This is a genomic window from Methanothermobacter wolfeii (assembly GCF_025397995.1).
Taxonomy (GTDB): Archaea; Methanobacteriota; Methanobacteria; order Methanobacteriales; family Methanothermobacteraceae; genus Methanothermobacter; species Methanothermobacter wolfei.
In genome coordinates, this window is sequence record NZ_CP104550.1 from 710,254 (window position 1) to 735,575 (window position 25,322).

Below are 25,322 nucleotides of genomic sequence, written 5' to 3' on the forward strand. Positions count from 1 at the left end.
CCCTGTTAGCTCATACCTGGAATGCCGGGCCCCCCCTCACGGGATAAGTGCACCGGCACCCCACCAGAAAGTAATTAATATTAAAACGTCAGGGGGGTTAACCTTCACAGGGTTTCGTGCGGGATTCTTGATTTCCTTCAAGTATTTATATGGTATCCGTTAATAATTAGTTTAAGGTGTCCCACTGTGAGACACACCTTATTCTTACGTTTAATCACTCTAATCAACAAGGAGCGGAGTTATATGGAAACTCAGAGGATACTTGTTACCGGTGGAGCCGGATTCATAGGAACAAACCTTGTCAATGAACTCAGGAGCAGGGGCCATGAGGTCCTTGCAGTTGACCTCATGCACACTGAAAGGGAAGATTACATGCGGGCTGACGTCAGGGAGTACCGCCAGGTTGAAAGGATATTCGAGGATGATAAATTTGACTACGTCTACCACCTGGCTGCAGAGTACGGCCGCTGGAACGGTGAGGATTACTATGAGAACCTCTGGAAGACCAACGTCATAGGTACAAAGCACATGCTGAGGATGCAGGAGAAACTGGGCTTCAGGATGATCTTCTTCTCATCAGCGGAAGTCTACGGGGACTACAGCGGGGTTATGAGCGAGGATGTCATGGTTAAAAACCCCATAAGCGACACCTACCAGATGAACGACTACGCCATAACCAAGTGGGCCGGGGAGCTCATGTGCATGAACTCCGCCGAGATGTTCGGCACAGAGACCGTCAGGGTGAGGCCCGTGAACTGCTACGGTCCCCATGAGAAGTACTCACCCTACAAGGGGTTCATACCCATATTCATATACCATGCCCTCCACAGGAAGCCCTACACGGTGTACAGGGGCCATAAGAGGATCATAGACTACGTTGAGGACTCCGTCAGGACCTTCGCCAACATAGTCGACAACTTCATACCCGGCGAGGTCTACAACGTAGGCGGACGCACCGAGTGGGAGCATGACATCAAGGAGTACTCTGACATGGTCCTTGAGGCGGTGGGGATAGACGACTCAATAGTAACCTACAGGGACTCTGAACCCTTCACAACAAAGGTGAAGACAATGGACTTCTCCAAGGCCATAAGGGACCTTAAACATGACCCCCAGGTCCCGCCGGAGGAGGGTATCAGGCGCACGGTTGAATGGATGAAGTGGTACTACCGTATAGAGGATTGAAATAAAATGAAGACAGCTGCGATTATCCCGGCCTTCAACGAGGAGGTTGCAATAGGCTCGGTGGTCCTCCTCTCACGTGAACACGTGGATGAGGTCCTGGTCGTTGATGACGGGTCCACGGACAGGACCGCCAGTGTGGCGGAGATGGCCGGTGCAAGGGTGCTGAGGCACCATAAGAATCTCGGGAAGGGAGCGGCCCTTAAAACAGGATTCCAGGCAACAGATGCCGATGTGATAGTCACCCTTGATGCCGATGGACAGCATGACCCTGCCGAGATACCGAAACTCATGGAACCCATAATCAGGGGTGAAGCCGACATAGTAAACGGCAGCAGGTACCTCCATGGAACCGACGAGAACACCCCCAGGTACAGGAGGGTGGGGCAGAAGATCCTTGACACCGCAACAAACATCTCAACCGGCCTTGAGATAACAGACACCCAGAGCGGCTTCAGGGCCTTCTCATCAAAGACCATACCCCACTTCAGGTTCAGGGACCCTGGATTTGTGGTTGAAAGCGAGATGCTTGCAGACGCTGCAGAGGCCGGCCTGAGGATCATGGAGGTTGAGGTGGGCGTCAGGTACGACGTGGATGGCTCAACAAGGAACCCTGTAAGCCACGGCGTCTCGGTCCTCCTCAGGATACTCGGGGACATTGAAGTCAGGAGGCCCCTATACTACTTTACCCTCCCGGGCCTCATAATAGGCATCGCAGGCGCTGCACTCACCCTGATGTTCATAAGGGACTACATAACAGGGGTGAGCGTCAACATGGGGCCAACGATAGTGGCTGTCATGCTCACCCTCTTCGGGACCTTCTTCATTTTCACCGGCATAATCCTTGACTCAATGAGGAGGATGATAATCCACTATGGAAGATAAGCCGGAGCATGGGAAGATTCAGATAAACTGGCCCGGAGAGAATATATCATAACTGGAAGGTGATTAATTATGGATGAATTCAAGGTTTATGATGGTAAATGCGTTCTTGTAACAGGCGGAGCTGGATGTGTCGGGAGCAACCTCTCAGGCAGCCTTGCAGAGGCAGGTGCACGTGTAATCATCCTTGACAACCTCTCATCAAGCTACGAGTGGAACATACCCGACCATGAGAACATAGAGTTCGTCAGGGGAGACATACTGGACGATGAGGTCCTCAAGAGGGTTTTCAGGGAGAGGCCCGAGTACGTCTTCCACCTGGCAGCCCACTTCGCAAACCAAAACAGTGTGGATAACCCTGAAAAGGACCTCATGGTCAACGGCCTCGGTATACTGAAGGTGCTTGAATATGCTCAGCTTGTGGGTGTTGAAAGATTCATCTACTCATCATCAGGCTGCGGTGTCTACGGCCTTGACTCAGAGATACCCTTCAGGGAGCATGACATCTCCATATCCCTCCACACACCCTACCAGGTCACCAAGCTCCTGGGCGAACTCTACACCAACTACTTCCACAACCTCTACGACCTCCCAATAGTGAATGCAAGGTTCTTCAATGTCTTTGGTCCAGGGGAGGTCCCTGGAAAGTACCGTAACGTGATACCCAACTTCTTCTACTGGGCCATGAACGGTCAACCACTCCCCATCACAGGGGACGGCTCAGAGACAAGGGACTGGACCTTCGTGGAGGACATAGTCAGGGGGCTCATGGCAATGGGTGTCAGGAAGGAGGCTGTCGGTGAGGCCATAAACCTCGGCTCAGGCAAGGAGCACAGGGTCATTGAGATGGCCACAATAATCAATGAACTCACAGAAAACCCTGCAGGAGTGGTCTACAGGCCAAGGAGGGACTGGGACGCCAAGACACGACTATTATCATCAATAGACAAGGCAGGGGAACTCCTGGACTACAAACCACAGGTCTCCTTCAGGGAGGGCCTTGAAAGGACCCATGAATGGTTCACCGAAAACTGGGAACTCATAAAGAAGAGTGCGGAGTTTTAGACCTTATTTTTTTCTGGAATGATACCATGAGGATACTGGTTGTGCAGGAATCAGACTGGCTGGAGAGGAATCCCCACCAGCAGCACCACCTCTTCGACAGGCTCTCTGAGAGGGGCCATGAGGTGAGGGTCATAGACTACCCCATCGACTGGAGGAAGAATGAGAGGGGCGGACTTATAAACCCCAGGAGGGTCTACATGGACCAGCACAAGGTCCGGAGCAGCGCCTCAGTGGATGTTTTAAGGCCCGCACACCTCAAGCTACCGGTCCTCGACTACCTCTCCATACCCTTCACCCATGGACGTGAGATAAGAAGACAGATAAGGGAGTTCAGACCCGACGTTATCGTGGGATTTGGACTTATAAACTCATACATTGCAGCATCACAGGCCAGGAGGCACGGGATACCATTCGTCTATTACCTCATCGATGTGCTCTACACCCTGATACCTGAAAGGGCCTTCCAGGGCCTTGGAAGGTGGCTCATGGAGAGGACCATCAGGGGGGCTGACCTTGTACTCACCATAAACCGTAAACTGGATGCCCTTGCAGTGGAGTTCGGGGCAGAAAGGACAGAGGTTATAGATGCAGGGATAGACCTATCAGAATTCGACCCCCACCTTGACGGGTCAGGGGTGAGGAGGAAGTACGGTGTGGCCGACCATGAGATCCTCCTCTTCTTCATGGGATTCCTCTATGACTTCGCCGGCCTCAAGGAACTTGCAGCAGCAATGGCAGAGAACAGGGACCGGTACCCTGACATAAAACTGATGGTTGTGGGTGACGGAGACGCCTGCAGTGACCTTAAAAGGATAAGGGATGAGAACAACCTTGAAACCCTCATACTCACAGGAAGACAGCCCTACACCGAGATACCTGAGTTTCTTGCAGCTGCAGATATCTGCATACTCCCCGCCTACATCGATGAGGAGATAATGCAGGACATTGTACCCATAAAACTCTATGAGTACCTTGCAATGGCAAAGCCGGTGATAGCCACAAGGCTACCCGGGATAGTCATGGAGTTCGGTGAGGGTAACGGCATACACTACATAGAAAGGCCTGAGGAGACCCTTGAGGTTGCATCAGGACTTGCAGGGAGACTCAGGGAGGAGGGTATGAAGGGAAGGCGCTTCGTGGAATCAAACGACTGGGAGACCATAACCGACCGATTTGAAGGGGTTCTTGAGGATCTCATAAGGGGGTGATCTCCCCTATGGCTGCTGAAAGGATAGTCACGGTGATACCCGCCCTCAATGAGGAGAGGACCATAGAGTCCGTTGCAAGGGGGGCCCTCAGCCACGGTGATGTTATAGTGGTGGATGACGGGAGCACAGACCGGACATCTGAACTTGCAGCAAGGGCCGGTGCAAGGGTCATAAGACATGAAAGGAACCTGGGGAAGGGGGCGGCCCTTAAAACGGGTATAAGGGAGGCCCTCCGGGGCTCCTATGATGTCATTGTATTCATGGATGCCGATGGACAGCATGACCCCTCCCTCATACCGGACCTTGCCTCTGCAATCAACGGGGGCGACTTTGTGATAGGTTCAAGGTTCATTGAGAGGAACCACCACACCATGCCGGTACAGAGGCGCCTCTCAAACAGGCTCACAACATGGATCCTGAGATTTGCAACAGGTTACAGTATAACGGACAGCCAGAGCGGGTTCAGGGCCATATCTTCAAGATACGCGCACCTGATACTTGATTTACCCTATGATGACTACGTCTATGAATCAGAGGCCATCTGTGAGACATCAAGGCACAGGTTGAGGATAGCTGAGGTCCCCATAACATGCTGCTATGGTGATGAAAAGTCATATATAGGTTTGGGCGACGTAATCCAGTACATTAAGTTCATAATAAAGCTCTTTTTAAGGAGATTCAATCCTGGACGGGGCTGAGGATTAATGAAAAAGGCCTACTTCTTCATTTTAAGTTTTTTCTTGATCTTACTTGTAATATTCTGGATAGGACCATCCAGGATCATCTATTCAGTATCAAGGGCCGACTTGCTCATTATCCTCATGGCCCTCGCAGTCCACATCATGGTCCTTGCAGTCAGGGGCCTCAGGTGGGGCTTCATAATAGGCCAGACAGGAAGGTTCAGGGTGAACTTCATAGTTAAGACCATAGGACTCTTTGCAGGTAACCTGAGCCCCATGAGGAGTGCAGGGGAGGTTATGAATGCACTTGCAGGTAAAAAACTCAACGGCATCCAGCTATCAGAGGGCCTCTCAGCCGGCCTCACAGAGAGGTTCTTTGACCTTGGCATCGGAGGCTTCCTTCTTATAGCTGCAGCGGTCCTCATGCCGCAGGTAAGGATAGCCGCACTCTTTGGTGCAGTTCTCTCCCTGCTTATAACCTACCTGATCTACCTGGTTAACTGGAGGGAGGAGAAGGGTCTGAAGATCTATGAGAGGATACACTCCCTCCTTGAGAGACTCCCGATCTCAGAGAGAACCCTTGATAACCTTTACGTGAAGCTGACTGAGGGTATACGGAACATGATAGGGTATACCAGGGCCTACTCGAATTTCACATCAATACTGGTTATATTCAGCCTCTCACTGCTATCATGGCTCATGGAGTGCCTGAGGCTCTACCTGGTCTTCCTTGCCTTCGGTGTTGAGGTTGCCTTCTCTGCGGTTATCATAATATTCCTCCTGGCAAACCTCATAGGCATACTCTCAGCACTCCCCGGTGGTATGGGTTCAATGGAGGTCTCCCTCACGGCCCTGTTTGTCCTTTTCGGTGTTCAGGGTTCGGTTGCAGGGAGCATAGCCATTGTGGATCGCCTCATATCCTTCTGGTTCGTAACTGCCCTCGGCGTGGTCTTCTCATTCTACTATGCAAGGGACATCCTTGAGGAGGTCAAATCAGGCATACTCGATGTTAAATCATGAGGGTTTACTTTTTCAGGCCTTTAACAGTGTCCATGACTGCTGTGGGGATTTTTTCCCTGTCAAGGTGTCTCCCTTTAACCCCTTACTTCCCCAGCAATGACCTCATTATCTGGATGTCAACATCATCAACGGCCCTGAAAATGAATAAGCCTGCTGTATAGACGATCAGAAAAACCATGGCTCTTATCGGGGGGTTTACCGGTATCAGCAGGGTGGGAAGGGATATCACTGAGGCTGCTGCAAGCCTCCAGGCACCCTTCAGGTCACCGGGACCAGCATAACCCATACAGGTAACAGTCCTCAGAAAGAGGGCCGTCATAAGGAGTTCTGTGAGAACGGTGGCTGCGCTGGCCCCCATGAAGTTAAATCCAGGTATCAGCAGCAGGTTAACAGCAACATTGAAGAGGGCGCCAAGACCCGTTATCCTTGTAACCGTAACCTGCCTGTCCGCCGATCCCAGGAGGTTTGAGGTGACACCGTTAATGAACATGAAGGCAGAGGCCAGTATGAGCACCTGGAGGGCCGGGACTGATCTCAGGTACTCCTCTGAATAGATGATCCTGATTATATCAGGGGCCAGGAAGAAGACAATGGATATGAGGGGTATGGCGATCATGATAAGGTACTTGATGGACCTCCTGTATGTGAACCTCAGGGATTCTGAACTCTCAACATAGAACCTTGACATCACTGGAAAGACAGCAAGGAGGTATACGCTGTAGAAGGATGCGATAACCGTAAGGAGACGGTAGGGTGCACTGTAGAGTCCAACAGAGACATCACCCTTCATTAATGATAACATGACGGAGTCTATCCAGAAGTATATCAGTGAGAATACACTTGTTATCCCGAAGGGCAGAGATTCCCTCAGCATATTAAGGTCAGATGATATCCTGGGGGTGAAGAAACGCTTTCTGAAGATCAGGATGGAGTAGGTCAGGGAGAGGATTGCTGCAATGAGGTATGCTATGGCCACGCTGACAACATCACCGCCCAGCCATACCACAAGAAGCACACCAGCCAGTATGAAGAGACTGTTCAGTATGTTCCATATGGTCTGATACTCCATCCGCTGGAAGCCCTGGAATATGCTGTTGAAGAACGAGCCAAAGGATGATACCAGCATGTAACCTGCGATGAACATGACCACGGCTGCAGCAGCCCCCCTGTAGATCCCGGTGAGTGGAAAGAGAAATACGAGTACGAGGACGATTAATGAGAGTATAAGGCGGTTACCGAGACCCTTCCCTGCCAGTTCAGGGGCCCTTTCAGGGTCCCGTGCAATCTCCCTTGTCAGGTAGGTCCCTGTCCCCAGGTCTGCCAGTATACTGAATACGCCTGTCAGTGCAAGGGCCGCTGAGAGCACACCGAAACCTGCAGCCCCCAGGTACCTTGCAAGGTACACGTTCCAGACAAAGGCGGCCAGGTTCGTGAATATGGCGGCTGCAAGGAGAAATAATGTATTCCTTGCAACAGTCCTTTTAGGGTCCATTATATCCACCATGACGTGGTCACATATGCTTCATGAACCACTCCACGGTCCTCTGAAGCCCCTCCTCAAGGCCCACCTCCGGGGTGAAGCCCTCACCTCTGAGCCTTGATGTGTCTGCATGGGAGTGTTTCACATCCCCCGGCCTTTCATCAAGGTACTCTGGCTCTGATGATGATCCTATGATCCCTGATATGATTTCAAAGAGCCTGTTGACCGTGATGGCGGATCCGCCTGCCACGTTGTAAATTTCATGGGAACCGTGCTCTGCAAGGTAGATGTTGGCCCTTACAACGTCCTCCACGTAGATGAAGTCGCGGCTCTGCTCGCCATCACCGTATATCTGGGGGGTCCTCCCCTTGAGGAGGGCGTCTATGAATCTGGGGATGACGGCAGCGTACTGGGAGTCCGGCCTCTGCCTGGGGCCGTAGACGTTGAAGTACCTCAGTGAAACCGTTTCAAGGCCGTATTCCCTGAAAACGCTGCAGTAGTACTCGCCGGTGACCTTGGAGACGGCGTAGGGTGAAAGGGGCATTGGCCTTGCATCCTCGGATAATGGCATCTCGGTGCTGTTCCCGTAAACCGCAGATGTTGAGGCGTTAACCACCCTCCTGACCCCCGCGTTGAGGGCCGCCACAAGGAGCCTCACCGTGCCTGTTGCATTGACCCTGTGACACCCCACAGGGTCCCTTACACTTTCAGGGACGCTTGCCATTGCCGCCTGGTGGAATACGAAGTCCTTACCACTGAGGATCTCCTCAAGGTCCAGTTCATTTATATTGCCCTCTATAACCTCAAGGTCCTCATGATGGGGGTCCCTGAGGTTATCGTAGCTCCCTGTTGAAAGGTCATCGATGACCATGACATGGTTCCCAAGGTCAAGGAGCCTGTCTGTCAGGTGTGATCCTATGAATCCAAGTCCTCCGGTTACAGCAACGTCCATGTTCTTCATGATTCTATCACCTTACATTGATGAAAAGGTACAGGGACCTGTAGGGTTTCTTCTTTGCAGGTAACCTGTAAAGCAGGAATTCAAGTTTCTGATTTTCACCGACCCCTGTAACCGTGAAGTTCACGGGTCTCTCCCATTTCCCCCCTGCATTCAGCTTTATGGTTTCATTCCTTAAAACATCTCCCCTCATCTTCACCGACATGAGGTATGTCTCGTTCCGGTATTCCCTGTTAACAACACCGACTATCAGCTCTACATTCTCACCTGCCGTTACATTTTCAGGGTAACCGTAGGCCTTACCTCCTGGGCCGAGGATGTAGAACTCTGTGAACCTCTCGGAGGGTTCAGGGTTCAGGGTTATGTAGACGGTTACCGTGACGAGTGAGAGGAGCACGGCCCCCAGGAAAATGGATATCCACGCGTCCCTTGAGAGCCCCCGCGGCAAACCCCTGAACCTGCAGGTGTAGGCGAGTTCACCCAGCCTCCAGCGCCTGATGAATGCGATCGGTGTCATCAGGAGGCTCAGACCCGTCAGCGCCCTGTTCAGGATGGCCTTGAAGGCGAAGGGATTTCCGGTGATGAATGCCAGGGCTGAGGTCAGGATTATGCTGCCGGTGAAGGCCAGGAACAATCTTTCAGGGAGGCTTATCTGGCGCCTCTCAGGGGCGAGGATGGACATCAGGATGTAACCGGGTACAAAGAGGGCCTGGATGTAGAAAAGGGCCTCCCTCAGCATGTACGGTGAGCTGGATGAGAGGATGAGGGTTAAAAGGCTTAGAACTGTGAGAACCGCAAGGTCAGAAAAGGTCCCCGCCCCTGGGCTCCTGGCTTCGGGTTTATTCCAGAAGTCATCCCCTGGAAATGCCCTTTTAAGGTCCTCTTCAATCCCTGTATCAGAGGCCTTCCTCATTTTAAGGGCTGTTTTCCTTATTCTGGATGGTTTTATCTCTGGTTTAAGCTCCTTATCATCAATTCCATGGATTTCAAGTACCGGTTCATCTTCAATGATGCCGTACCTTTCAAGGATGTCGGCTTCTTTCCTCTTCAGGGACTCCATAAGCCTTATCCTTCTCCTTGACCTTCTTATGTAGGCTGTAAGGGATGAGATCACACCGGTGATTCCAAGGAATAGGTGGCCGTATCCCCCTGGCAGGGAGCATGCTGCCACTGTAAGTGTAAGGGCCATCCCTGCTGTTAGTAATGACTTCAGGAGCCTCCTCCTTTCATGGAACCCTGTGATGAGGGCCGAGAGGAGAGCATATGATGCCGAGATTATAAGGGGGATAAGGAGCATGAACCTAACGGGCTTAGGGTCTATGGCCATGATTATGGGGGGGAGGATCATTGAGAGCACAGCCGCGACTATTAGGTCCCGTGAGGGGATGCGGAGCCTGATTATATCCTCCTCATTTGCCATGGGAGTTTGCCCTTCAGTGTCCATGGGGGCCCCTTCTGCAGTTTCAATATGTTCTTCCTTCATTGTGGCATGATCCTTACGGTCAATCCTTGCAAGTTCCCTTGCACTGCCGGGTCTTCCCTTTCCATCCTCATCTCTTGAGCCCTTAAGATGCATCAACAATATTATGAGGGGTATGATGAGGGCTGGGAGGCCATAGAGTACCCTTTGATGCCTCAGGGGTGTGTAGTTGAGGAGGAGGGCGTTGAGGGCCATTATGAATATTCCGGGTATTGGTGCTATTAAGGTGTCACCCCAGCCGGTTACTCTGAGAAAACCATAACCGGTTACAAGCACAGCAGCTACGATTCCAGCCACCCTGAGGTGGAACTGGGGTGCTGTCATTAAGATCATGGATAATATTCCTGCAATGAGTATCAGGGCTTCCTTCTTAAAATTCACCTGTGATTCTCCTTCAACATTTTAATGTTAAAGATATGTATTCTATTAAATATGGTTGTGGTGTTAAGTGTTTTCTGGGTGTCTGTGCGGTTTTTTCAAATATGGTTGTGGTGTTAAGTGTTTTCTGGGTGTTTTTATAAAATGAGTTTCTATTTAAGGAGTCTGATTGCTTATTGATCAGACTTCACAGCTATATGGTAAACCCTGACCCTGTACTCTCCGGGGGCTGTAAATGGCGGCACAGTGAGGTGGATATCCACCGGGACCACGGCTTCAATTTCCTTTTTAGCTGTCCAGTTTTTCCTTACGAGTGTGTATCTGGTTGTTAGTGGTGTTTCAGGGAGGTTTATTCCGTAGTTTGAGTATTTCAGGTTTTCTATGGGTATGGTTTCTGGGCCCTGGAGGTTTCCTTCGGCTTTTATGTAGAGGTCTATCGGTGTGTTTGACAGGCTTTTTATCTGGAGTCCTTCGGGTCCTCCTTGCCAGATGTAGTCTCCTCCTGGCTGTACCATGGCTGTGAGGGTGAATGCGTCTCCCTGCTCTGTCCCGTTCCAGAGCACCACTATCTCAACGCTCTCAGGGACAGTGACCGTGACATTCTGCACTGCCGTTGCTCCATATACTGGAGTTGAAAACAAGAAAATAACGAGTGCAGGAACCAGGGTTTTTATCAGTCTTCCCATCTCTATCCACCCCCACATCCTTCCTGAAGGTTACTGTGAATTCACATGGACTTACAGTTTATTGTGATTATAGTCACAAAAATGATTACATTTTTATTGAATAATTATTACAAACTCCTGTGTTCACGGGGGTGCAATGTTAACCTGTACAGCTTCATGATTACTAAAAATAGAAAAATTTTTATTAAAAAACTCCTTTTAGTCGGGAATTGATTTTAAAAACATTTATATACCTTGGATTATTATCCTTTTATCATGATTATTCATGTTACATATCTTTCAGGTTACGCTGCAGGCGCTGTTTCATCGATAATCATTTCAGTGATACTTGGACTGCCCCTGGTACCTGAAAGACCAGCCAGGCACTCATGGACACCATCAGCCATCTTCCCGGCAGCCGTGATTGCAGCGGGACTCATGGCTGTATGCATAGAACTTGGAGTCACAGGCATCTACGGCGGCATTGACCTCGGCATCATTGCAGGTGCCATCTCAGCCATAATGACAAGGTACTTCCTTGAAGACATATTCCCAAGACCGGAGGATTCATCATGAATGAACTGATTGGTGTTGCAGTCGCGGCAGTAATATCATGGCTTAACTTCGTAATTATAGACACATGGATGGGTCTACCTGAAAAACCAGGTGTCAGGGGAGCTGATTATATTGGAAGGGACATAAAAGAGAGGGGAGGAGACCTTGCAGGGGGCTTCTTCCAGGGGAACCTAGTATGCTCACCCGATGCATCAGCAGGGACCCTCCTTGGTGCCGTGGGATGCTACCTTATGGGCGTGCCCGAGGGCGGTCTTGTGGCAGCGCTCCTCGTCTATATAGGTAATAGGCTCTGCGCTGACCCAGGATACGCAGGAACCACAGGAGCCCTTTCAATAACCCTTATAATAGGACTGGCATCCCTTGCAGGACTGAGACCGGAGATGTTCGTTGCAGGGATGGTTATCGCCATAACATCCATCCAGGGAATAAACCATGGATTATCATCAAGGCTTCTCGGAGCCATAGCCAGAAAAATGGGCAGGTACACGTCCCTCAGATAGAAGGTGTTATGAATGTTGATCCAGATAACCGGGATAATAACAGCCCTAATGGCCATAAGGGCACTCTTAGCCCAGGACAGGGCTGAAAGGCTGCTTTACCTCAACGCAATGGGATTCGGGGTATCTGCAATGATAGCCCTCTACATAAAGACGCCCTTTGGAGCCGTTCTTGCAGCCGTTTACTTAGTGGCCTCAACACTCACATCAAATGCAATCGCACATGCACTTGACCGTGTAGGGGAGGAAATAGTTATCGAGGACTGAGACCATATTAATTGTTCAGCTGGTGAAAAATCATGAACCCGTTAGATCTCATTAACCTTACAAACACAGGAGTATTCATAATATTCGTGGGCACTGCGGGGATCATACTCCTCTCGAAGCCCCTTGACAAGATAATAATGTTCTCCCTCCTCCAGGGGGGCTTCGTACTGGTCCTTGCAGCTGCAAGGTACCTTGACGTTGCAATGGCAGCCGCCCTTTTCGACCCCATATCAACCATAATACTCCTGATGGCTGTGATGAGGATAAACGATATAAGGGCAGGGAGGCGTGAGGAAATTGCCTGAAACCACACCTTGCTTCCAGCATAGAGGGGGTGAGGGCCTTGCTTGAAACCCAGATATGGTTCTACTCAGGGGCCATACTGGTTATTCTGGGATCCCTTGCAACAGCCAGGGGACCAGGGGTCAGGGACCCCATAGTGAGGATCCTCAACACGGAGGTGGCTGCGGTCGGAGTTTCACTGATCTTCCTCACCTACAACCACACCCTGGCCCTCCTCACATTCATCGCAGCAACAAGTATAATAACACTGATACTCCTCAGGGCCGTTATAAGGCTTGAGGAAATGGGGGTGGAGGAATGAACCTCGGAAGAATACTCAATGAACTTGCAAACCCAAAGAGGATACCCCGGATATTCGCTGTCACCCTGGGACTCCTCCTCCTCGTGGGCTTCCTGGTCCCCATGAGCCTCAACGAAAACCAGCTCTACCCCAGACCAGCCCCCCAGGAACAGATAAACAGCGGGGACCCCCTTGCACCCTATGACCGTGGAGGAGAACCCCTCAAGGAACCAGCGGATGTGAAGTCCCAGTACCCCGCCTTTGAGGTTAACCTGGGCAAGATAACAGCCTACCTTTCACCCCTGGCAATAGTCATAAGGGACCTTACGGTCTACTTCGGGACATCAATATACTCATCACCCGGGGGCCTCATAGATGAGATACTCTACTATACACGGGGCCTGGACACGGTCCTTGAGTCAAGCATACTCATGATGGCCTTCACCATAGCATCATGGGTAGCCATCAACTTCACAGCCAGAAGGAGGAGGAAACCATGATGGTCCCTGAATTCACCCTCTCACTCTTCACACCCGCGGTCTACACAGGACTCATAGCAGGATTCATAGGACTCCTGGGGATATCATTCCAGAAGAACGACCTCAGCGCCCTAATCCTCACGGATATAGTGGGCATCGCAATGCTGGTGATTGTGGCGGCTGTGGGCACCGACCTTGCAGAGGCCCTGATACTCCCCGGCCTTGTTGTTGAACTTGCAGAGATAATGGCCATCTCAGAGGTGCTCATATCACGTGAGATGAGGATCAGGGGCGCCCCTGAGTTCCCGCACCTGCCAATGGAGCTTGAAGTTTTCAGGACAGCCCCCAACTTCCTTGCACTTGTACTCATAGCCTACGGTGTCTTCCTCACAGGATTCACAGGAGGTGCGGTTGCAGGGGCAGGCATCCTCTTCTACGCCGCAACCAGGAAGGCCAGGGGACTGCCGGTCATAGAATGGAACGGTATAGCAGGGGTTTCAGGTATCACATGGTGCCTCTGGCTTGCAGGTTTCATGATATTCTTCATAGCCCCCCAGCTCTGGCTCCTGGCCCTCTTCATGTCAGGATGCGGGATACTCATCAAGGTCGCCAGCAAGATGGGCCTCATCGGGGTCCTTGCAAGGGAGGAGATCATGGAAGCAGGGGGTGATGAATGATGGACATAGCAAGCCTTGGAGGGGAGCTCCTTGGACAGATACCCCTGGGTGACATAGTCCTCTACCTCACACCCTTCAACCTCTTCATGTTCGCAGCTGTACTCATATTCACCCTCCTCATAGCCATAAGCAGGACAGAGACACAGGTTGAAACAGAGTTCGGCACCCTGGGGAACCGGAGGGTGGAGGTGGACAGGGCCGAGTTTAGGATAAGGCGGTTCCTTGCAGTCGTCTGCGGACTTGCAACCGCAGGGGCCATGATAACAGGGGACCTCTTCAACTTCACCCTCTTCGTGACCCTCATAGGTATAGTGAACATAGGTATAGTTGCCGCGGTCAGACAGGTGGAAGTCCTTGACGCGGCATTCCAGTACGGGCTCATAGCAATGATGGCATCACTCCCCCTCTTTGGCGGTGCAGCCCTTGTCCTTGGATCATCGGGTACCCTGAGCCTCCTTGAACTTTCACGGATGGGAGGAAACCCCATGATGATATTCGCAACCCTCCTGATCCTCATGGGGGTTGTTGGTGAGACCGGGGTTGCGCCCTTCTATGCAACCAAGGCAGAGATGTTCAGGACCCCGGGTTCACCCTTCATACTTATAATACACCTCAGCTCCCTCCTGGTGATTGTAAGGGCGATTGAGGTTTTACTGATAGCTGGACTCTAAAGGTGATATGGATGAACAGGCTCAGAACGGGAAGTTTAACGGCACTCATAATCTCAGCCATAGGGATAATCTACGCCCTCATCATGGACCCCGCACCGTGGGTGGTCTATGGTGTGGCGATATTCCTGATCCCGCTCTTCATACTCTCGGTGGGTATACTCTCCATGGCTGAACCTGAAGAGGAAGAGGCAGATGAAAGGGTTAACGAGCCATTTATAGGTTACTGAAACCGGTGATGAAATGAATCTCATGGGAAACATCCTGATAAACGTTTTAATCGCGTTCCTCATAGGCAGCCTTCTTCTGGGATTCCAGAGGAAGGTCATGGCAAGGATACAGAGAAGACCCGGGCCTCCTGTGATACAGCACCTGCTGCACACCCTGAAGTTCTATATCAAGGAGTCCTCATTCCCGAGGACGGCTGCCATGCCCTTCTACATCGCCATAGCAGCCACACTCTGCGGTATATGGATAAGTGCGGTTATAGTCGGCCCGGTGCTTGGAGGATCCCTCCTCCTCTTCTTCGGGATCTACGCACTCCACAAGATCGTTGAACACAATGCAGGTTCATCATCAGGTTCACCCTACGGTAAACTCAGCTGCGTCCGTGCGGTCTTCTCTGCTGCAGCCGAAATGCCCCTCTTCGCTGTCCTAGCAATAATATACCTCCAGACAGGGACGATGATCATAGGGGACATCGTAAATTACCAGAACATCCACGGACCTCTTATCTTCCAGATGCCCCTGGCCGCCATGATGTTCTTTGTCCTCATACTCTCAAAGGCACCCTACTCGCCCTTCTCCATAACCAAGGGGAAGGACATAATATCAGGGTATGAGACAGAGCACTTCGGGGTCCTCAGGGGCTACCTCATGATCTCGGAGTCAATAGCATGGTACATGCTCCTCTGGATATTCCTCACAGTCTTCATCGGCGGCCTGAACCTGCCACTGTATATACTGGGGATGGTGATCATAACAGGGGTCACGGCATTCATAAATGCAACGACACCCATGCTGAACCCCAACCACTCGGTGGCGATACAGGTCATACTGGCGTTCATAGGGATAGCAGGGTCAATAGTCCTGATGGTGGTAACATGATGAGCGATCATATGGAATTTAATGAGGAGTGTTCTGAATGGATAAATTAATCAAATTTGTCTGCGGGGTGTTCTGAATGGAGAAGGATCTTACAGTACTCACATCACTGGTCGCCGGAGGAGTGATAATTATAAGCCTCCTTGCAGCCACAATGCAGCGGATCATGGTGGCCCCCGTCACGGTACTCGCAGTTATATTCACACTGCTCCTGCTATTCCAGGGACGCGAGGGCTTCTCTGAGATCTCAGAGGACCTTGAAAGGGCCGCCTTCTTTGTGGTGCTTGCAATGTTTGCGGCATCCTTCATAATCCTTTACAGACCCATCTAATCACGGTGATAATCTTGTATGAAATATACCTTATCTACACGGTTTCATTCATCGCCGGATCCATCCTCGGCCTGCTCCTAAGTTACAGGAAGTACAGGGAACCATTCGTCACTGAAAGGATAGACCCCCTGGCCCTTGCAGTCGCGGTGGCGGGATGGATGATCCTCATAAACCCCTGGATCTACACCGGGATACTCAGGACCCTTGGATTCTTCATGGTGGCCATGGTTGCGGGTATGAGGCCAGGTTATGGCAGGTACGAGACACTGATAGGCGCTGCCGCAGCCCTCATGGTGTGGATCATAACAGGGGCTCCGGGGTGGTAGTCATGGATGAAGGCGAACTCATGAGGCTCATGAAGAAAAGAATACTTAAAAGTTACCGCTGGCAGGAGGACGTTATAAAGCCCCTCTCATGGGAACTTGAAATTGAACCCGAAGAATTTGAGGACATACTCATGGACAAACTTGACATGTCAGGTCTGGAGGCCCTGCACCCTAGGTTTGAGTCTGCAAGGCCAAGGTGCATAAAGGAGCGCCTCCACAGCGACCTGCAGCTCTGCTGGCTCGTGGATGTCATGGAGATTGTGGGCGAGGAGGAAGCCGAGGCCCTGAAGGATGATGTAACCAGGATGGTCCTTGAGGGCTCAGAATACAGTGAGGCCCTTGAGGAGGGTAAGAAGAAACTTCATGAGATTTTAAGGAGTTAAATATAACACATTCATAAAGAGTGCTTGTAGAGGTAAAGAAATGTTAGATGCTCTTAAAAGTGTGCTGAGGAAGACTTCAATACATGTATGTCTTGTTAACACAGGAGGGTGCAACGGCTGTGACATAGAGGTCCTTGCACTCCTCTCACCAAGGTATGACCTTGAACAGTACGGCATATACGTCCACCAGAACCCCAGGGAGGCCGATGTGATACTTGTAACCGGTGCGGTGACAGAGCAGTGGAGGGATAAACTCCAGAGGATACACCGGAAGGCGCCTGAACCGAAGATCGTGGTGGCCCTGGGTAACTGCCCCATCTCAGGGGACGTGTTCAACCAGGAGGGTGGAAGCGTATATGCACCGGTCTCAGACTTCATACCCGTGGATGCGGAGGTGCCGGGTTGCCCGCCGCGGCCATCGGAGATCCTGGAGGCAATACTTGCGGTTGCACCCGGTGCGATAGCAGAGAGGGGGAGGAAGAAATGATACTGCCACTCGGACCCATGCACCCCGGCTACAAGGAACCCATAAGGCTGAAGGTTAAGACAAGGGGTGAAAGGGTTCTTAAAGCAGAGATAGAATACGGATACGTCCACAGGGGAATAGAGAGGGTTATGAGGAACAAGACCTGGCAGAAGGCCATATACCTCTCCGAGCGTGTCTGCGGTATATGCTCATACATACACACCCAGACCTTTGCAGAGGCCTTTGAGAGGATATCCGATACCGAGGCACCGCCCAGGGCACAGTTCCTCAGGGCACTGACAAATGAACTTGACAGGATACAGAGCCACCTCATAGCCAACTCCACCTACTTCAAGGCCCTTGACCATGAGACCATGTTCATGTACATGCTTGCCCTCAGGGAGCCTGTGATGGACGCCATCGAACTCCTGACAGGTAACAGAGTTAACATGGGCTGGAACGTGGTTGGAGGTGTGCGCATGGATGCAGACAAGAGCCACCTCTCAAGGATAAGGAAGATAATCCTTGACCTGGAGAGGGAATTCGACCGCTACGTGGAAATGTTCGAACACGGACCACTCATAGGCCTGAGGTCAAGGGATGTGGGTTACATGAGCCTTGAGGAGGCAGAGAAGGCCCGTGCAGTGGGGCCCATAGGCAGGGCCTCGGGTATAAGGTACGACTTCAGGGAGGACCACCCCACCTACAGGGACCACCTGGACTTCAGGACCGTCTGGAGGGACGAGGGTGACAATTTCGCAAGGGTCATGAACCGCTTCGATGAGATCAGGGTCTCGGCGGACCTCATAAAACAGATCATAGATAACATCCCCGAGGGTCCGGTGAGGAAGAAGGTGGATATCGGTTCAGGCTACGGTGAATGGAGAAACGAGGCCCCCAGGGGTGAGGTGGCCTACATGATCGAGACTAACGGTAACCTCATAAAGAACATCTCCATCAGGACGCCCAGCATCATGAACATTGATGCCTGCGCTAGGTACATGCTGAGGGACGTTGCAACGGTGGCCGATGCAGTTGCAACCTATGCCAGCGCCGATCCATGCATAGCCTGCGCAGAGCGGGTCATGGTTATAGATGAAGAGAAGGGAGAGAGGGAGATACTCCTCTAAAAAACATTCATGTTGATGTCCTATGTCTTCTGTAATATGGTATCTGTACGAGTTCGCCCGTAAATCATGGGCAGAGAAGTTTGCCAATGCACACACAGAAAAGGAAATCCTTGAGAAACCTGAAAGATTCAGGGACTTCCCCACGGTGAACAGGGAATACTGTATAGGCTGCGGTGCATGCACAGCCGCCTGCCCTGCCCCAGGGGCCATAAAACTTGTCCGTGATAAGGACACAGAGACCTCGGAGGGGTTCACCTACCCAGTCATAGTAAAGGGTGCCTGTATCCGCTGCGGCTTCTGCGCCGAGGTCTGCCCCACAGACCCCAAGACCCTTGAGTGTGGAGAGAACCACACCATAAGGGAGGAGTTCACCATAGTCCCATCAGAGGAACTCTATGTCATCGACGACTACCTCTGCATAAGGTGCAGGAAGTGCATGAAGGCATGCCCGGTGGATGCCATCATTGAGGAGGACGGCCGTGTTGAGGTGGACCAGAGCAGGTGCATAGCCTGCGGTGAATGCCTTGAAAAGTGCCCGGTGAAGGGGGCCCTCAAGAAGATACACGTGGCCTATGTTGAGGAACAGAAGATGGTTATAAACCTTGCGGTCAACACCCTTGAGTCTGCAATCGAGGAGAGGGAGGAGGATATAAAGAGACTTGAGGCCGGGGACATCTACAGGATGAACTATCCCATGGGACCCCTCCTTGAGGAGGCCCTCAGCATCCTCCCAGATGAGGAGATAGTCAGGGACCTCCTTGAGAAGATCACCGACAGACTCAAGATGAGGATCATAACCTGGAGCCCCGAGAAGTGCGTCCAGTGCCGCCTCTGTGTCGGTGAATGCCCATCAGGGGCCATAACCTACTCTGAGGAGGGAGTTGTCAGGGACCCTGAAAAATGCCTCAGATGCAGCACATGCTACCAGACATGCCCCTTCGGTGTTGCAGGCTACTATGTTGCAAGGTTCCTTATAGATGAGTCAAATGGACAGGAGATAATAAAGATAACCGTGAAACCAGCGGCCCTCCCTGTAAAGCCATGAGGAGATGATAACATTCCAGCTGCAGCAAGACCCGTGAAACCCCTCAGGGAAGTTGAAGTTGACTATGAGATTGACCATGAGAAGTGCAGGGAATGCAGGGAAAAACCATGCCTCAACTCCTGCCCGGTGGACGCCATACACATGGACCCCGACACCGGTGAGATAGAAATAGATGATAAATGCTTCGGTTGCGTCCTCTGCAGGGAGGCATGCCCCTACGATGCAATAACCATGAGGACGACCCTGGCAGAACCCATAAGGGAGAACATACCAGTAATAAACCCGAAGATATGCCGCGGCTGCGGTGCATGTGTCTCCGCATGCAGGACCGGAGCCATACACCTGGCATCAACGGGCGAAACAGGGGTCCACAGTGAGATAGATGAGGATAAATGCGTCCGCTGCGGATACTGTGCAAGGGCATGCCCCACAGAGGCCATAAAGTACGGGGAGATACTCCCACGCTCAGTTGCAGGTGGAAAGGCCATAGTGGTCAACCAGAAGGACTGCATAGGCTGCATGACATGTACCAGGGTCTGCCCGTCCAGGGGGGCTATAAATGTGGGTAAGATAAACAAGCTGCCCTACATAAACCCATCCTACTGTGCAAGGTGCGAGGAGTGCATGGATGTCTGCCCATCAGCTGCCATAAAATACTCATCAAGGAAGAGGGCCTATGAGAACTTCTCAAAGATAAACAACATGGAGATAGCAGGGGAAATACTTGAAAGGGAATCCGAGAAACTGGTAAGGAACCTTGCAAGGATAGATTCAGTTTTAAGGGCCATTAAAAGGAACCATGCCAGGGATGAACCCCGGTTCAGTGTGGATGTCACTGATGAGATAATGGACGGGATTGAGGAACTGGTTGACTCAAACCTTGAGGTACTACAGCTCAACCATATAATAGAATTCACCAAGCCCACAAGGAGGGTCAGTGTCCTTGATGACCGCTGCATAGGATGCGGACTCTGCATCCAGGAGTGCCCGGTTGATGTTATTGAACCACTTAAACCCGCACCCGTGAAGATACATGATGGATGTGTATTCTGCGGTTTCTGCACAGGAGTCTGCCCCGTGGATGCCATCGAACTCACCGAGGAAGGGTTCAGGGTTAGGGATGGTAGAATACTCCTTGAAAGAAGCATCCTCAGGGGGCCCCGCAGGGGAAGTGTTGATGTGGACCATGTGGTCTGCCAGAAGTGCGGTGTATGCGTGAACCACTGCCCTGTTGATGCAATGAGCCTCAATGATGAGGTGGAGGTTGATGATGAAAAATGCATACTCTGCGGTGAATGCCAGGACATATGCCCTGTAACAGCCATAAAACTTGACCTGGAGGGTGAAGCCGATGAATAGGGTTAACATGGAATTCATCCCTGGGGAGGGGAGCCTATGAGCAGGGTTTTTGTCACAGACTGTGAGGGACCGGTATCCCTCAATGACAACGCCTATGAGGCCGCCGCTACCTTCATACCCGATGGTGACAGGTTCTTCAGGAAGGTCAGTGAATTCGATGATATCCTTGCAGATGAGATTAAAAGGCCAGGATACAATGCAGGGGACACCCTGAAACTCATAGTACCCTTCCTTGTAGCCTACGGAGTCACGGATGAGAAGCTCATAGAGTTCTCAGAAAAAACCCTTAAACTGGTCCCGGGAGCAGCGGACTTCCTTGGAATTGCACAGAGGCTCATGCCATCCTACATCGTAAGCACAAGCTACAGGCACTACATAGAGGCCCTCTGCAGGGCAACGGGCTTCCCCCTCGAGAACGCATACTACACACGCCTCAGCCTCAACACAGAAATCAGTGAGGATGAAAGGAGGAGGCTTTTCAGGTTAAGGGAGGATGTTATAGAGGGGGACTTCGAGTTACTTGACGAGATATTCTTCCAGATCATACCGAAAATGGAGATAGGGGGCATACTTGACGGTGTCAGGACCGTTGGTGGTGAGGGCAAAAGACTCGCCCTCATGGAGATCCTCGATGAACTGGGACTTAACCAGGAGGCCGCCATGTACGTCGGTGACAGCATAACAGACGTTGAACCCCTCAGGGAACTCAAAGGCAGGGGCCTCTCGGTTTCCTTCAACGGGAACCGCTTCGCCCTGAGGGAGGCCGAGATAGCTGTCATATCAGATGATTCAAGGGCCCTCATGCCCCTACTGGACCTCCACTCAAGGTTTGGAAGGGAATACATAATAGAATTCGTTAAGGCCTACACTGAAAACCCTGAAAGGGCCCTGGAATCATTCAGACTTGACTTCAGGGTCGCGGATAAATTCAGGGAGCTCTTCAGGGACAGTTACCCTGTGATAGCCATCATAGATGATCCTGATGAACTCCTTGAGGACAGCCTTGATATGAGGATGGGTATACGTGGAGAGGATGTCGGCTCCCTTGGATGAAATTAACCTTTAAGGAGTTACAGGTATGGAGACTGATACTCTAATAGGTTTCTGGAGGTATCCCCCGGCGGTTATCATGGAGATTAACGGTGACCCTGTTGAGTTATTGATGATATCTGGTGGTGTTCATGGAGATTAACGGTACTTTAATTGAGGATACGTTCTCAGAGGCCTTCCACGGCAGGTGCGTCAGGGCCACGGTAACGGCCCGGGACACCGGGACGGTGAGGAGGGCGGCCTTTGATGCAACAGCAACACCAGGAGCCGTCATAGGAAGGGTTGAAGGAGGTGTCGAGGCATTCCTGGATGAAGATGAAACACCCGACGGAAGGCCCGGCGCGGTTCTGCAGTTCTACTATGCCCTTGATGACATGGAAAAGTTTCAGGTTGAACTATCATACCGTATAAGGCAGGACATACTTGTCAAGCCATTCACAGCACTCTACAGCTCCACACCGGACCCCGACGGATACATGGACATGATGAAGCATGTGGGTCACTGTGGAGATGGCTATGAATGGATAGAGGAGTTCAATGGGAGGGAAATGATAAATGTACCCATAGCCGTCCCTGACTTTAAGATAGAATCAAGGCTAGGCTATGCCGATGCCATCATGGGCGCCAACTTCTGGTACATGTGCACCAAGCCGGACACGGTCCTCGAGGCAGGTAGAGACGCTTTAAAGGCCATAGAAGATGTTGAAGGTGTGGTAACACCATTCGATATCTGCTCAGCAGCTTCAAAGCCAGAGACAAGCTATCCATGGATAGGACCAACAACCAACCACCCCTACTGTCCCAGCCTTAGGGAGAGGCTCGGCGATGAATCAAGGGTCCCTGAGGGGGTGGCTTACATACCTGAGATAGTGATAAACGGCCTTACCATGGAGTCCCTCAAAGAGGCCATGAGGGCAGGTATAGAGGCGGTGTGCCGCCACGAGGACGTTATCAGGGTGTCTGCAGGAAACTATGGTGGCAAGCTTGGTGATTACAGGATAGACCTCCACGGTGTCTTCTGATGAAGTTCGATGCCACGGGCCTCGGAGCCCTTAACATGGACCAGCTGCACATGGTCGACAGGATCGCGGGACCCGACGAGGAAACCTTTGTAAGCGGGTTCATAGAGTCCTGCGGCGGGTCGGCAGCAAACACCATAATAGGACTCTCAAGGCTGGGTATGAGGACTGCATGCACTGGTAAGGTTTCAGATGACAGGGAGGGAGCCCTACTGAGGGAGAACCTCAGATCAGAGGGGGTGGCGGACCATGTTGCGGTCTCAGGGTCGGGTAGAAGCGGCCGCGTCATGGGCTTCGTTGACCCTGAGGGCAGCAGGGCCCTCTACGTGGACCCTGGGGTCAATGATTCACTCAGGCTCCATGAGATCCCTGATGAGGCCCTTGAAACCAGGCTCCTGCACCTCACCTCCTTTGCAGGTGAAGGCTTAAGGGTGCAGAGGGAGGTCCTTGAGGTCATAGATGGATCCGTCACCGTGAGCCTGGATCCGGGCCACCTCTATGCGGTGAGGTCCAGGGAGATATCCGGCATCCTTGAAGGCACGGACATCCTCCTGACAAACCAGAGGGAACTTGAAATCATGACCGGGCACACAGACCCTGCCAGGGCTGCAGAGGAACTTGGACCTGACATGGTGGTGATGAAGATGGGTGCCGGCGGCGTCCGTGCCTGGAACGGCAGGGAGGTCCATGTACCCGCCCTGAAGGTTAAATGCAGGGACAGTACCGGTGCAGGGGATGCCTTCAACGCAGGCTTCCTCTACGCATGGATGAAGGGCCATGGCCTTGAGGTTTCCTGCCGGTTCGGCAACTACCTGGCGTCAAGGTGCATCCAGGGTTACGGTGCCACAGGGTCACTTCCAGGCCAGGAGGCCCTGAGGGTCCTTGAGGAGTATGCGGTGGATGATGGTTAAGTAAATAATTTAAATGGCTTGGTAAAATAATACTTTAGGGGTTGTATCATGGATATTATTTTCAGGAAGAAACTGGAGGACCTCCAGAGGGATATTGCACTGAAATCAATGGACCTTGAGGACAGAGCCGAGGCGGCTGACATTGAAATCGACAGGTGCAGTGTTCGTGATAAATTCATAGACATAACACCCAAGTGTGTAAGGTGCAATCTCTGTGTTGAGGAGTGCCCGGTTGATGCAATTGCAGATTCAGATGCCCACAGGGCTGCAAGGATACTTGATAACTGCGTCAGGTGCGAGATCTGCGCCCAGACATGCCCCATAAGATGCATAAACGTTGTTGAGAGCACTGCCAGCATCGATGATGAGGTTAAATACGACCTTGAGTACCTGAAGATACCCCACAGGAAGCTCCGCATGAAGGAGATAGAGGTTACAGACAGGTGCACCCTCTGCGGTACATGCACCCGTTTCTGCCCCACAGGCGCCATAGAGCTGGGGGAGGACAGGGCAACCGTTGATGAGTCAATCTGCATTGGCTGCGGTGCATGTGTGAATGTGTGCCCCTCTGATGCCGTTGAACTTGAAAGGGAACTGGGCCCGGTTCTGAAGACAAAGAGGCTGCTTGTGGATCAGGATGCCTGTGTGGAGTGTCTGGTGTGTGAGGAGAACTGTCCAACCGGAGCCATAAGGCTTGAGGATGGAGAAGTTGTGGTTGATGATGAGAAATGTATACTCTGCGAGGTCTGTTCCACTAAATGTCCCGTGGCAGCACTGAAACTGGAGAGGTTGTCAGATGAAAGTTAAGGAGATTATGGATAAGGAGTTTATAGTTGTCTCCGCCGGGGATAAGGTTGTTGATGTCTCCATGAAGATGGAGAAGACAAGGAAGTTCACAACACCGGTTGTGGATGATGACATGAAACTTGTTGGATGGGTTACAAGCTTTGATGTTATGAGGGGCCTGCGGGATGGACTTGAGAGTGTATCAGACATCATGCACCCCACAGAGGAGATCGTTTATGTCAATGAGAACGACCCTGCAAGGCTCGCTGTCCTTGAAACCGCCCATAACAAGCTTGTGAGCATACCTGTCCTTGATGATGATGGCCGTGTGGTGGGGGTTGTCAGGTCCTTTGATATTGTGGAGACACTGTCACAGCTCTATGAGATCAAGGTCTCAAAGATATTCGAGGCCATGAACCAGGAACTCAAGGGTGTGAGCTGGGATGAGCTCATGGAGGCAGCTGCAATAATCACCAGGAGGCGGACGGGTAAAAGGATAAAGCCGGCGGAGTATGAGGAAAGGATAAAGAATTCAACCTTCGGGGAGGCTATATGGGCTACGGGGGGCCTTGAGAAGTTCTTCGTCGGCCTTATAGCCATAGGTGAACTTGTCATTGCAAGGAAGATTGCAAGGGCAAGGAAGTAATCCTTTTTTTCTTTCAATTAC

At 51.6% G+C, this 25,322-nt stretch carries 32 protein-coding genes; 28 read left to right on the forward strand and 4 right to left on the reverse strand.

All coding sequences use genetic code 11. From position 1 onward, the window contains the following. Window positions 1-243: 243 nt before the first annotated feature. From N5910_RS03960 to N5910_RS03985, 6 genes are all read left to right on the forward strand, one after another. Window positions 244-1,185: an NAD-dependent epimerase/dehydratase family protein gene (locus N5910_RS03960; protein ID WP_074358822.1), complete on the forward strand. Its 942-nt coding sequence runs from the start codon at window positions 244-246 to the stop codon at window positions 1,183-1,185. A 6-nt stretch (window positions 1,186-1,191) separates the two neighbouring features. Beyond that, entirely contained in the window at window positions 1,192-2,067 is an 876-nt protein-coding gene (locus tag N5910_RS03965) for a glycosyltransferase family 2 protein (RefSeq protein WP_191216504.1), read from the forward strand. A 69-nt stretch (window positions 2,068-2,136) separates the two neighbouring features. Continuing rightward, window positions 2,137-3,129: an NAD-dependent epimerase/dehydratase family protein gene (locus tag N5910_RS03970; RefSeq protein WP_074358824.1), complete on the forward strand. Its 993-nt coding sequence runs from the start codon at window positions 2,137-2,139 to the stop codon at window positions 3,127-3,129. Window positions 3,130-3,155: 26 nt separating this feature from the next. Further along, a complete protein-coding gene (locus N5910_RS03975) occupies window positions 3,156-4,337 on the forward strand; it encodes a glycosyltransferase (RefSeq protein ID WP_261599818.1) in 1,182 nt (393 codons plus the stop codon). Between the two features lie 8 nt (window positions 4,338-4,345). Beyond that, on the forward strand, window positions 4,346-5,035 hold the full coding sequence (locus tag N5910_RS03980) for a glycosyltransferase family 2 protein (protein WP_074358826.1): 690 nt from the start codon (window positions 4,346-4,348) through the stop codon (window positions 5,033-5,035). Between the two features lie 42 nt (window positions 5,036-5,077). Beyond that, the gene (locus N5910_RS03985; protein WP_261599819.1) at window positions 5,078-6,037 is read left to right on the forward strand and encodes a UPF0104 family protein; all 960 of its coding nucleotides are present in this window, start codon (window positions 5,078-5,080) and stop codon (window positions 6,035-6,037) included. Window positions 6,038-6,119: 82 nt separating this feature from the next. Here the strand turns inward: N5910_RS03985 and N5910_RS03990 are convergent, their stop codons facing one another. The 4 genes from N5910_RS03990 to N5910_RS04005 all read right to left on the reverse strand — a co-directional run bounded on the left by N5910_RS03990 (window position 6,120) and on the right by N5910_RS04005 (window position 11,019). Further along, complete coding sequence (locus tag N5910_RS03990; RefSeq protein WP_238337983.1) at window positions 6,120-7,529, reverse strand: flippase; 1,410 nt, start codon at window positions 7,527-7,529, stop codon at window positions 6,120-6,122. Window positions 7,530-7,548: 19 nt separating this feature from the next. Beyond that, window positions 7,549-8,478, reverse strand: a complete 930-nt coding sequence (locus tag N5910_RS03995) for an SDR family oxidoreductase (RefSeq protein WP_261599820.1) — start codon at window positions 8,476-8,478, stop codon at window positions 7,549-7,551. A gap of 7 nt (window positions 8,479-8,485) precedes the next feature. Then, a complete protein-coding gene (locus N5910_RS04000; protein WP_074358830.1) occupies window positions 8,486-10,336 on the reverse strand; it encodes a DUF1616 domain-containing protein in 1,851 nt (616 codons plus the stop codon). Window positions 10,337-10,506: 170 nt separating this feature from the next. After that, window positions 10,507-11,019, reverse strand: coding sequence for a hypothetical protein (locus N5910_RS04005; RefSeq protein WP_074359736.1), 513 nt, complete (start codon window positions 11,017-11,019; stop codon window positions 10,507-10,509). A 255-nt stretch (window positions 11,020-11,274) separates the two neighbouring features. Here N5910_RS04005 and N5910_RS04010 point away from each other — a divergent pair, with 255 nt between their 5' ends. The 22 genes from N5910_RS04010 to N5910_RS04115 all read left to right on the forward strand — a co-directional run bounded on the left by N5910_RS04010 (window position 11,275) and on the right by N5910_RS04115 (window position 25,301). Continuing rightward, the gene (locus tag N5910_RS04010) at window positions 11,275-11,574 is read left to right on the forward strand and encodes an energy-converting hydrogenase A subunit A EhaA (RefSeq protein WP_261599821.1); all 300 of its coding nucleotides are present in this window, start codon (window positions 11,275-11,277) and stop codon (window positions 11,572-11,574) included. Further along, on the forward strand, window positions 11,571-12,074 hold the full coding sequence (locus N5910_RS04015) for a hypothetical protein (RefSeq protein WP_261599822.1): 504 nt from the start codon (window positions 11,571-11,573) through the stop codon (window positions 12,072-12,074). Before N5910_RS04010 ends, N5910_RS04015 begins: the two co-directional genes overlap by 4 nt. A 12-nt stretch (window positions 12,075-12,086) precedes the next feature. Further along, window positions 12,087-12,338, forward strand: a complete 252-nt coding sequence (locus N5910_RS04020) for a DUF2109 family protein (protein ID WP_261599823.1) — start codon at window positions 12,087-12,089, stop codon at window positions 12,336-12,338. A gap of 32 nt (window positions 12,339-12,370) precedes the next feature. Then, window positions 12,371-12,643 carry a DUF2108 domain-containing protein gene (locus N5910_RS04025; protein WP_074358834.1) on the forward strand — a complete coding sequence of 91 codons (273 nt, stop codon included), beginning with the start codon at window positions 12,371-12,373 and terminating at the stop codon, window positions 12,641-12,643. A 38-nt stretch (window positions 12,644-12,681) separates the two neighbouring features. Beyond that, a complete protein-coding gene (locus tag N5910_RS04030; protein WP_261599824.1) occupies window positions 12,682-12,942 on the forward strand; it encodes an EhaE family protein in 261 nt (86 codons plus the stop codon). Beyond that, a complete protein-coding gene (locus N5910_RS04035; protein ID WP_074358836.1) occupies window positions 12,939-13,421 on the forward strand; it encodes an EhaF family protein in 483 nt (160 codons plus the stop codon). The genes N5910_RS04030 and N5910_RS04035 overlap by 4 nt, the downstream gene beginning before the upstream one ends. Next, window positions 13,418-14,077, forward strand: coding sequence for an EhaG family protein (locus N5910_RS04040; protein WP_145924519.1), 660 nt, complete (start codon window positions 13,418-13,420; stop codon window positions 14,075-14,077). Before N5910_RS04035 ends, N5910_RS04040 begins: the two co-directional genes overlap by 4 nt. Continuing rightward, the gene (locus tag N5910_RS04045) at window positions 14,077-14,748 is read left to right on the forward strand and encodes a proton-conducting transporter transmembrane domain-containing protein (protein ID WP_074359737.1); all 672 of its coding nucleotides are present in this window, start codon (window positions 14,077-14,079) and stop codon (window positions 14,746-14,748) included. Before N5910_RS04040 ends, N5910_RS04045 begins: the two co-directional genes overlap by 1 nt. Before the next feature lie 11 nt (window positions 14,749-14,759). Beyond that, complete coding sequence (locus tag N5910_RS04050; protein WP_074358838.1) at window positions 14,760-14,975, forward strand: DUF788 domain-containing protein; 216 nt, start codon at window positions 14,760-14,762, stop codon at window positions 14,973-14,975. Between the two features lie 13 nt (window positions 14,976-14,988). After that, on the forward strand, window positions 14,989-15,852 hold the full coding sequence (locus N5910_RS04055; protein WP_074358839.1) for a respiratory chain complex I subunit 1 family protein: 864 nt from the start codon (window positions 14,989-14,991) through the stop codon (window positions 15,850-15,852). 76 nt (window positions 15,853-15,928) lie between these two features. Next, window positions 15,929-16,180 (forward strand): energy-converting hydrogenase A, subunit K, encoded by a 252-nt coding sequence (locus tag N5910_RS04060; protein ID WP_074358840.1) that lies wholly within the window; start codon window positions 15,929-15,931, stop codon window positions 16,178-16,180. 5 nt (window positions 16,181-16,185) lie between these two features. Then, window positions 16,186-16,506: a DUF2104 domain-containing protein gene (locus tag N5910_RS04065; protein WP_084531191.1), complete on the forward strand. Its 321-nt coding sequence runs from the start codon at window positions 16,186-16,188 to the stop codon at window positions 16,504-16,506. A 2-nt stretch (window positions 16,507-16,508) separates the two neighbouring features. Next, entirely contained in the window at window positions 16,509-16,889 is a 381-nt protein-coding gene (locus N5910_RS04070; RefSeq protein WP_074358842.1) for a DUF1959 family protein, read from the forward strand. Between the two features lie 40 nt (window positions 16,890-16,929). After that, on the forward strand, window positions 16,930-17,376 hold the full coding sequence (locus tag N5910_RS04075) for an NADH-quinone oxidoreductase subunit B family protein (RefSeq protein ID WP_074358843.1): 447 nt from the start codon (window positions 16,930-16,932) through the stop codon (window positions 17,374-17,376). Next, the gene (locus N5910_RS04080) at window positions 17,373-18,485 is read left to right on the forward strand and encodes a hydrogenase large subunit (protein WP_074358844.1); all 1,113 of its coding nucleotides are present in this window, start codon (window positions 17,373-17,375) and stop codon (window positions 18,483-18,485) included. The genes N5910_RS04075 and N5910_RS04080 overlap by 4 nt, the downstream gene beginning before the upstream one ends. Before the next feature lie 22 nt (window positions 18,486-18,507). Next, a complete protein-coding gene (locus tag N5910_RS04085; protein ID WP_074358845.1) occupies window positions 18,508-19,530 on the forward strand; it encodes a 4Fe-4S binding protein in 1,023 nt (340 codons plus the stop codon). Between the two features lie 33 nt (window positions 19,531-19,563). Continuing rightward, window positions 19,564-20,889 (forward strand): 4Fe-4S binding protein, encoded by a 1,326-nt coding sequence (locus tag N5910_RS04090; protein ID WP_261599825.1) that lies wholly within the window; start codon window positions 19,564-19,566, stop codon window positions 20,887-20,889. 36 nt (window positions 20,890-20,925) lie between these two features. Next, window positions 20,926-21,942, forward strand: coding sequence for an energy-converting hydrogenase A, subunit R (locus tag N5910_RS04095; RefSeq protein ID WP_074358847.1), 1,017 nt, complete (start codon window positions 20,926-20,928; stop codon window positions 21,940-21,942). Between the two features lie 128 nt (window positions 21,943-22,070). Beyond that, entirely contained in the window at window positions 22,071-22,961 is an 891-nt protein-coding gene (locus tag N5910_RS04100; protein ID WP_074358848.1) for a formylmethanofuran--tetrahydromethanopterin N-formyltransferase, read from the forward strand. Beyond that, window positions 22,961-23,869 carry a carbohydrate kinase family protein gene (locus N5910_RS04105; protein WP_191216509.1) on the forward strand — a complete coding sequence of 303 codons (909 nt, stop codon included), beginning with the start codon at window positions 22,961-22,963 and terminating at the stop codon, window positions 23,867-23,869. The genes N5910_RS04100 and N5910_RS04105 overlap by 1 nt, the downstream gene beginning before the upstream one ends. 48 nt (window positions 23,870-23,917) lie before the next feature. After that, the gene (locus N5910_RS04110) at window positions 23,918-24,676 is read left to right on the forward strand and encodes a 4Fe-4S binding protein (RefSeq protein ID WP_074358850.1); all 759 of its coding nucleotides are present in this window, start codon (window positions 23,918-23,920) and stop codon (window positions 24,674-24,676) included. After that, window positions 24,666-25,301 (forward strand): CBS domain-containing protein, encoded by a 636-nt coding sequence (locus N5910_RS04115; RefSeq protein WP_074358851.1) that lies wholly within the window; start codon window positions 24,666-24,668, stop codon window positions 25,299-25,301. Before N5910_RS04110 ends, N5910_RS04115 begins: the two co-directional genes overlap by 11 nt. Window positions 25,302-25,322 lie beyond the last annotated feature (21 nt).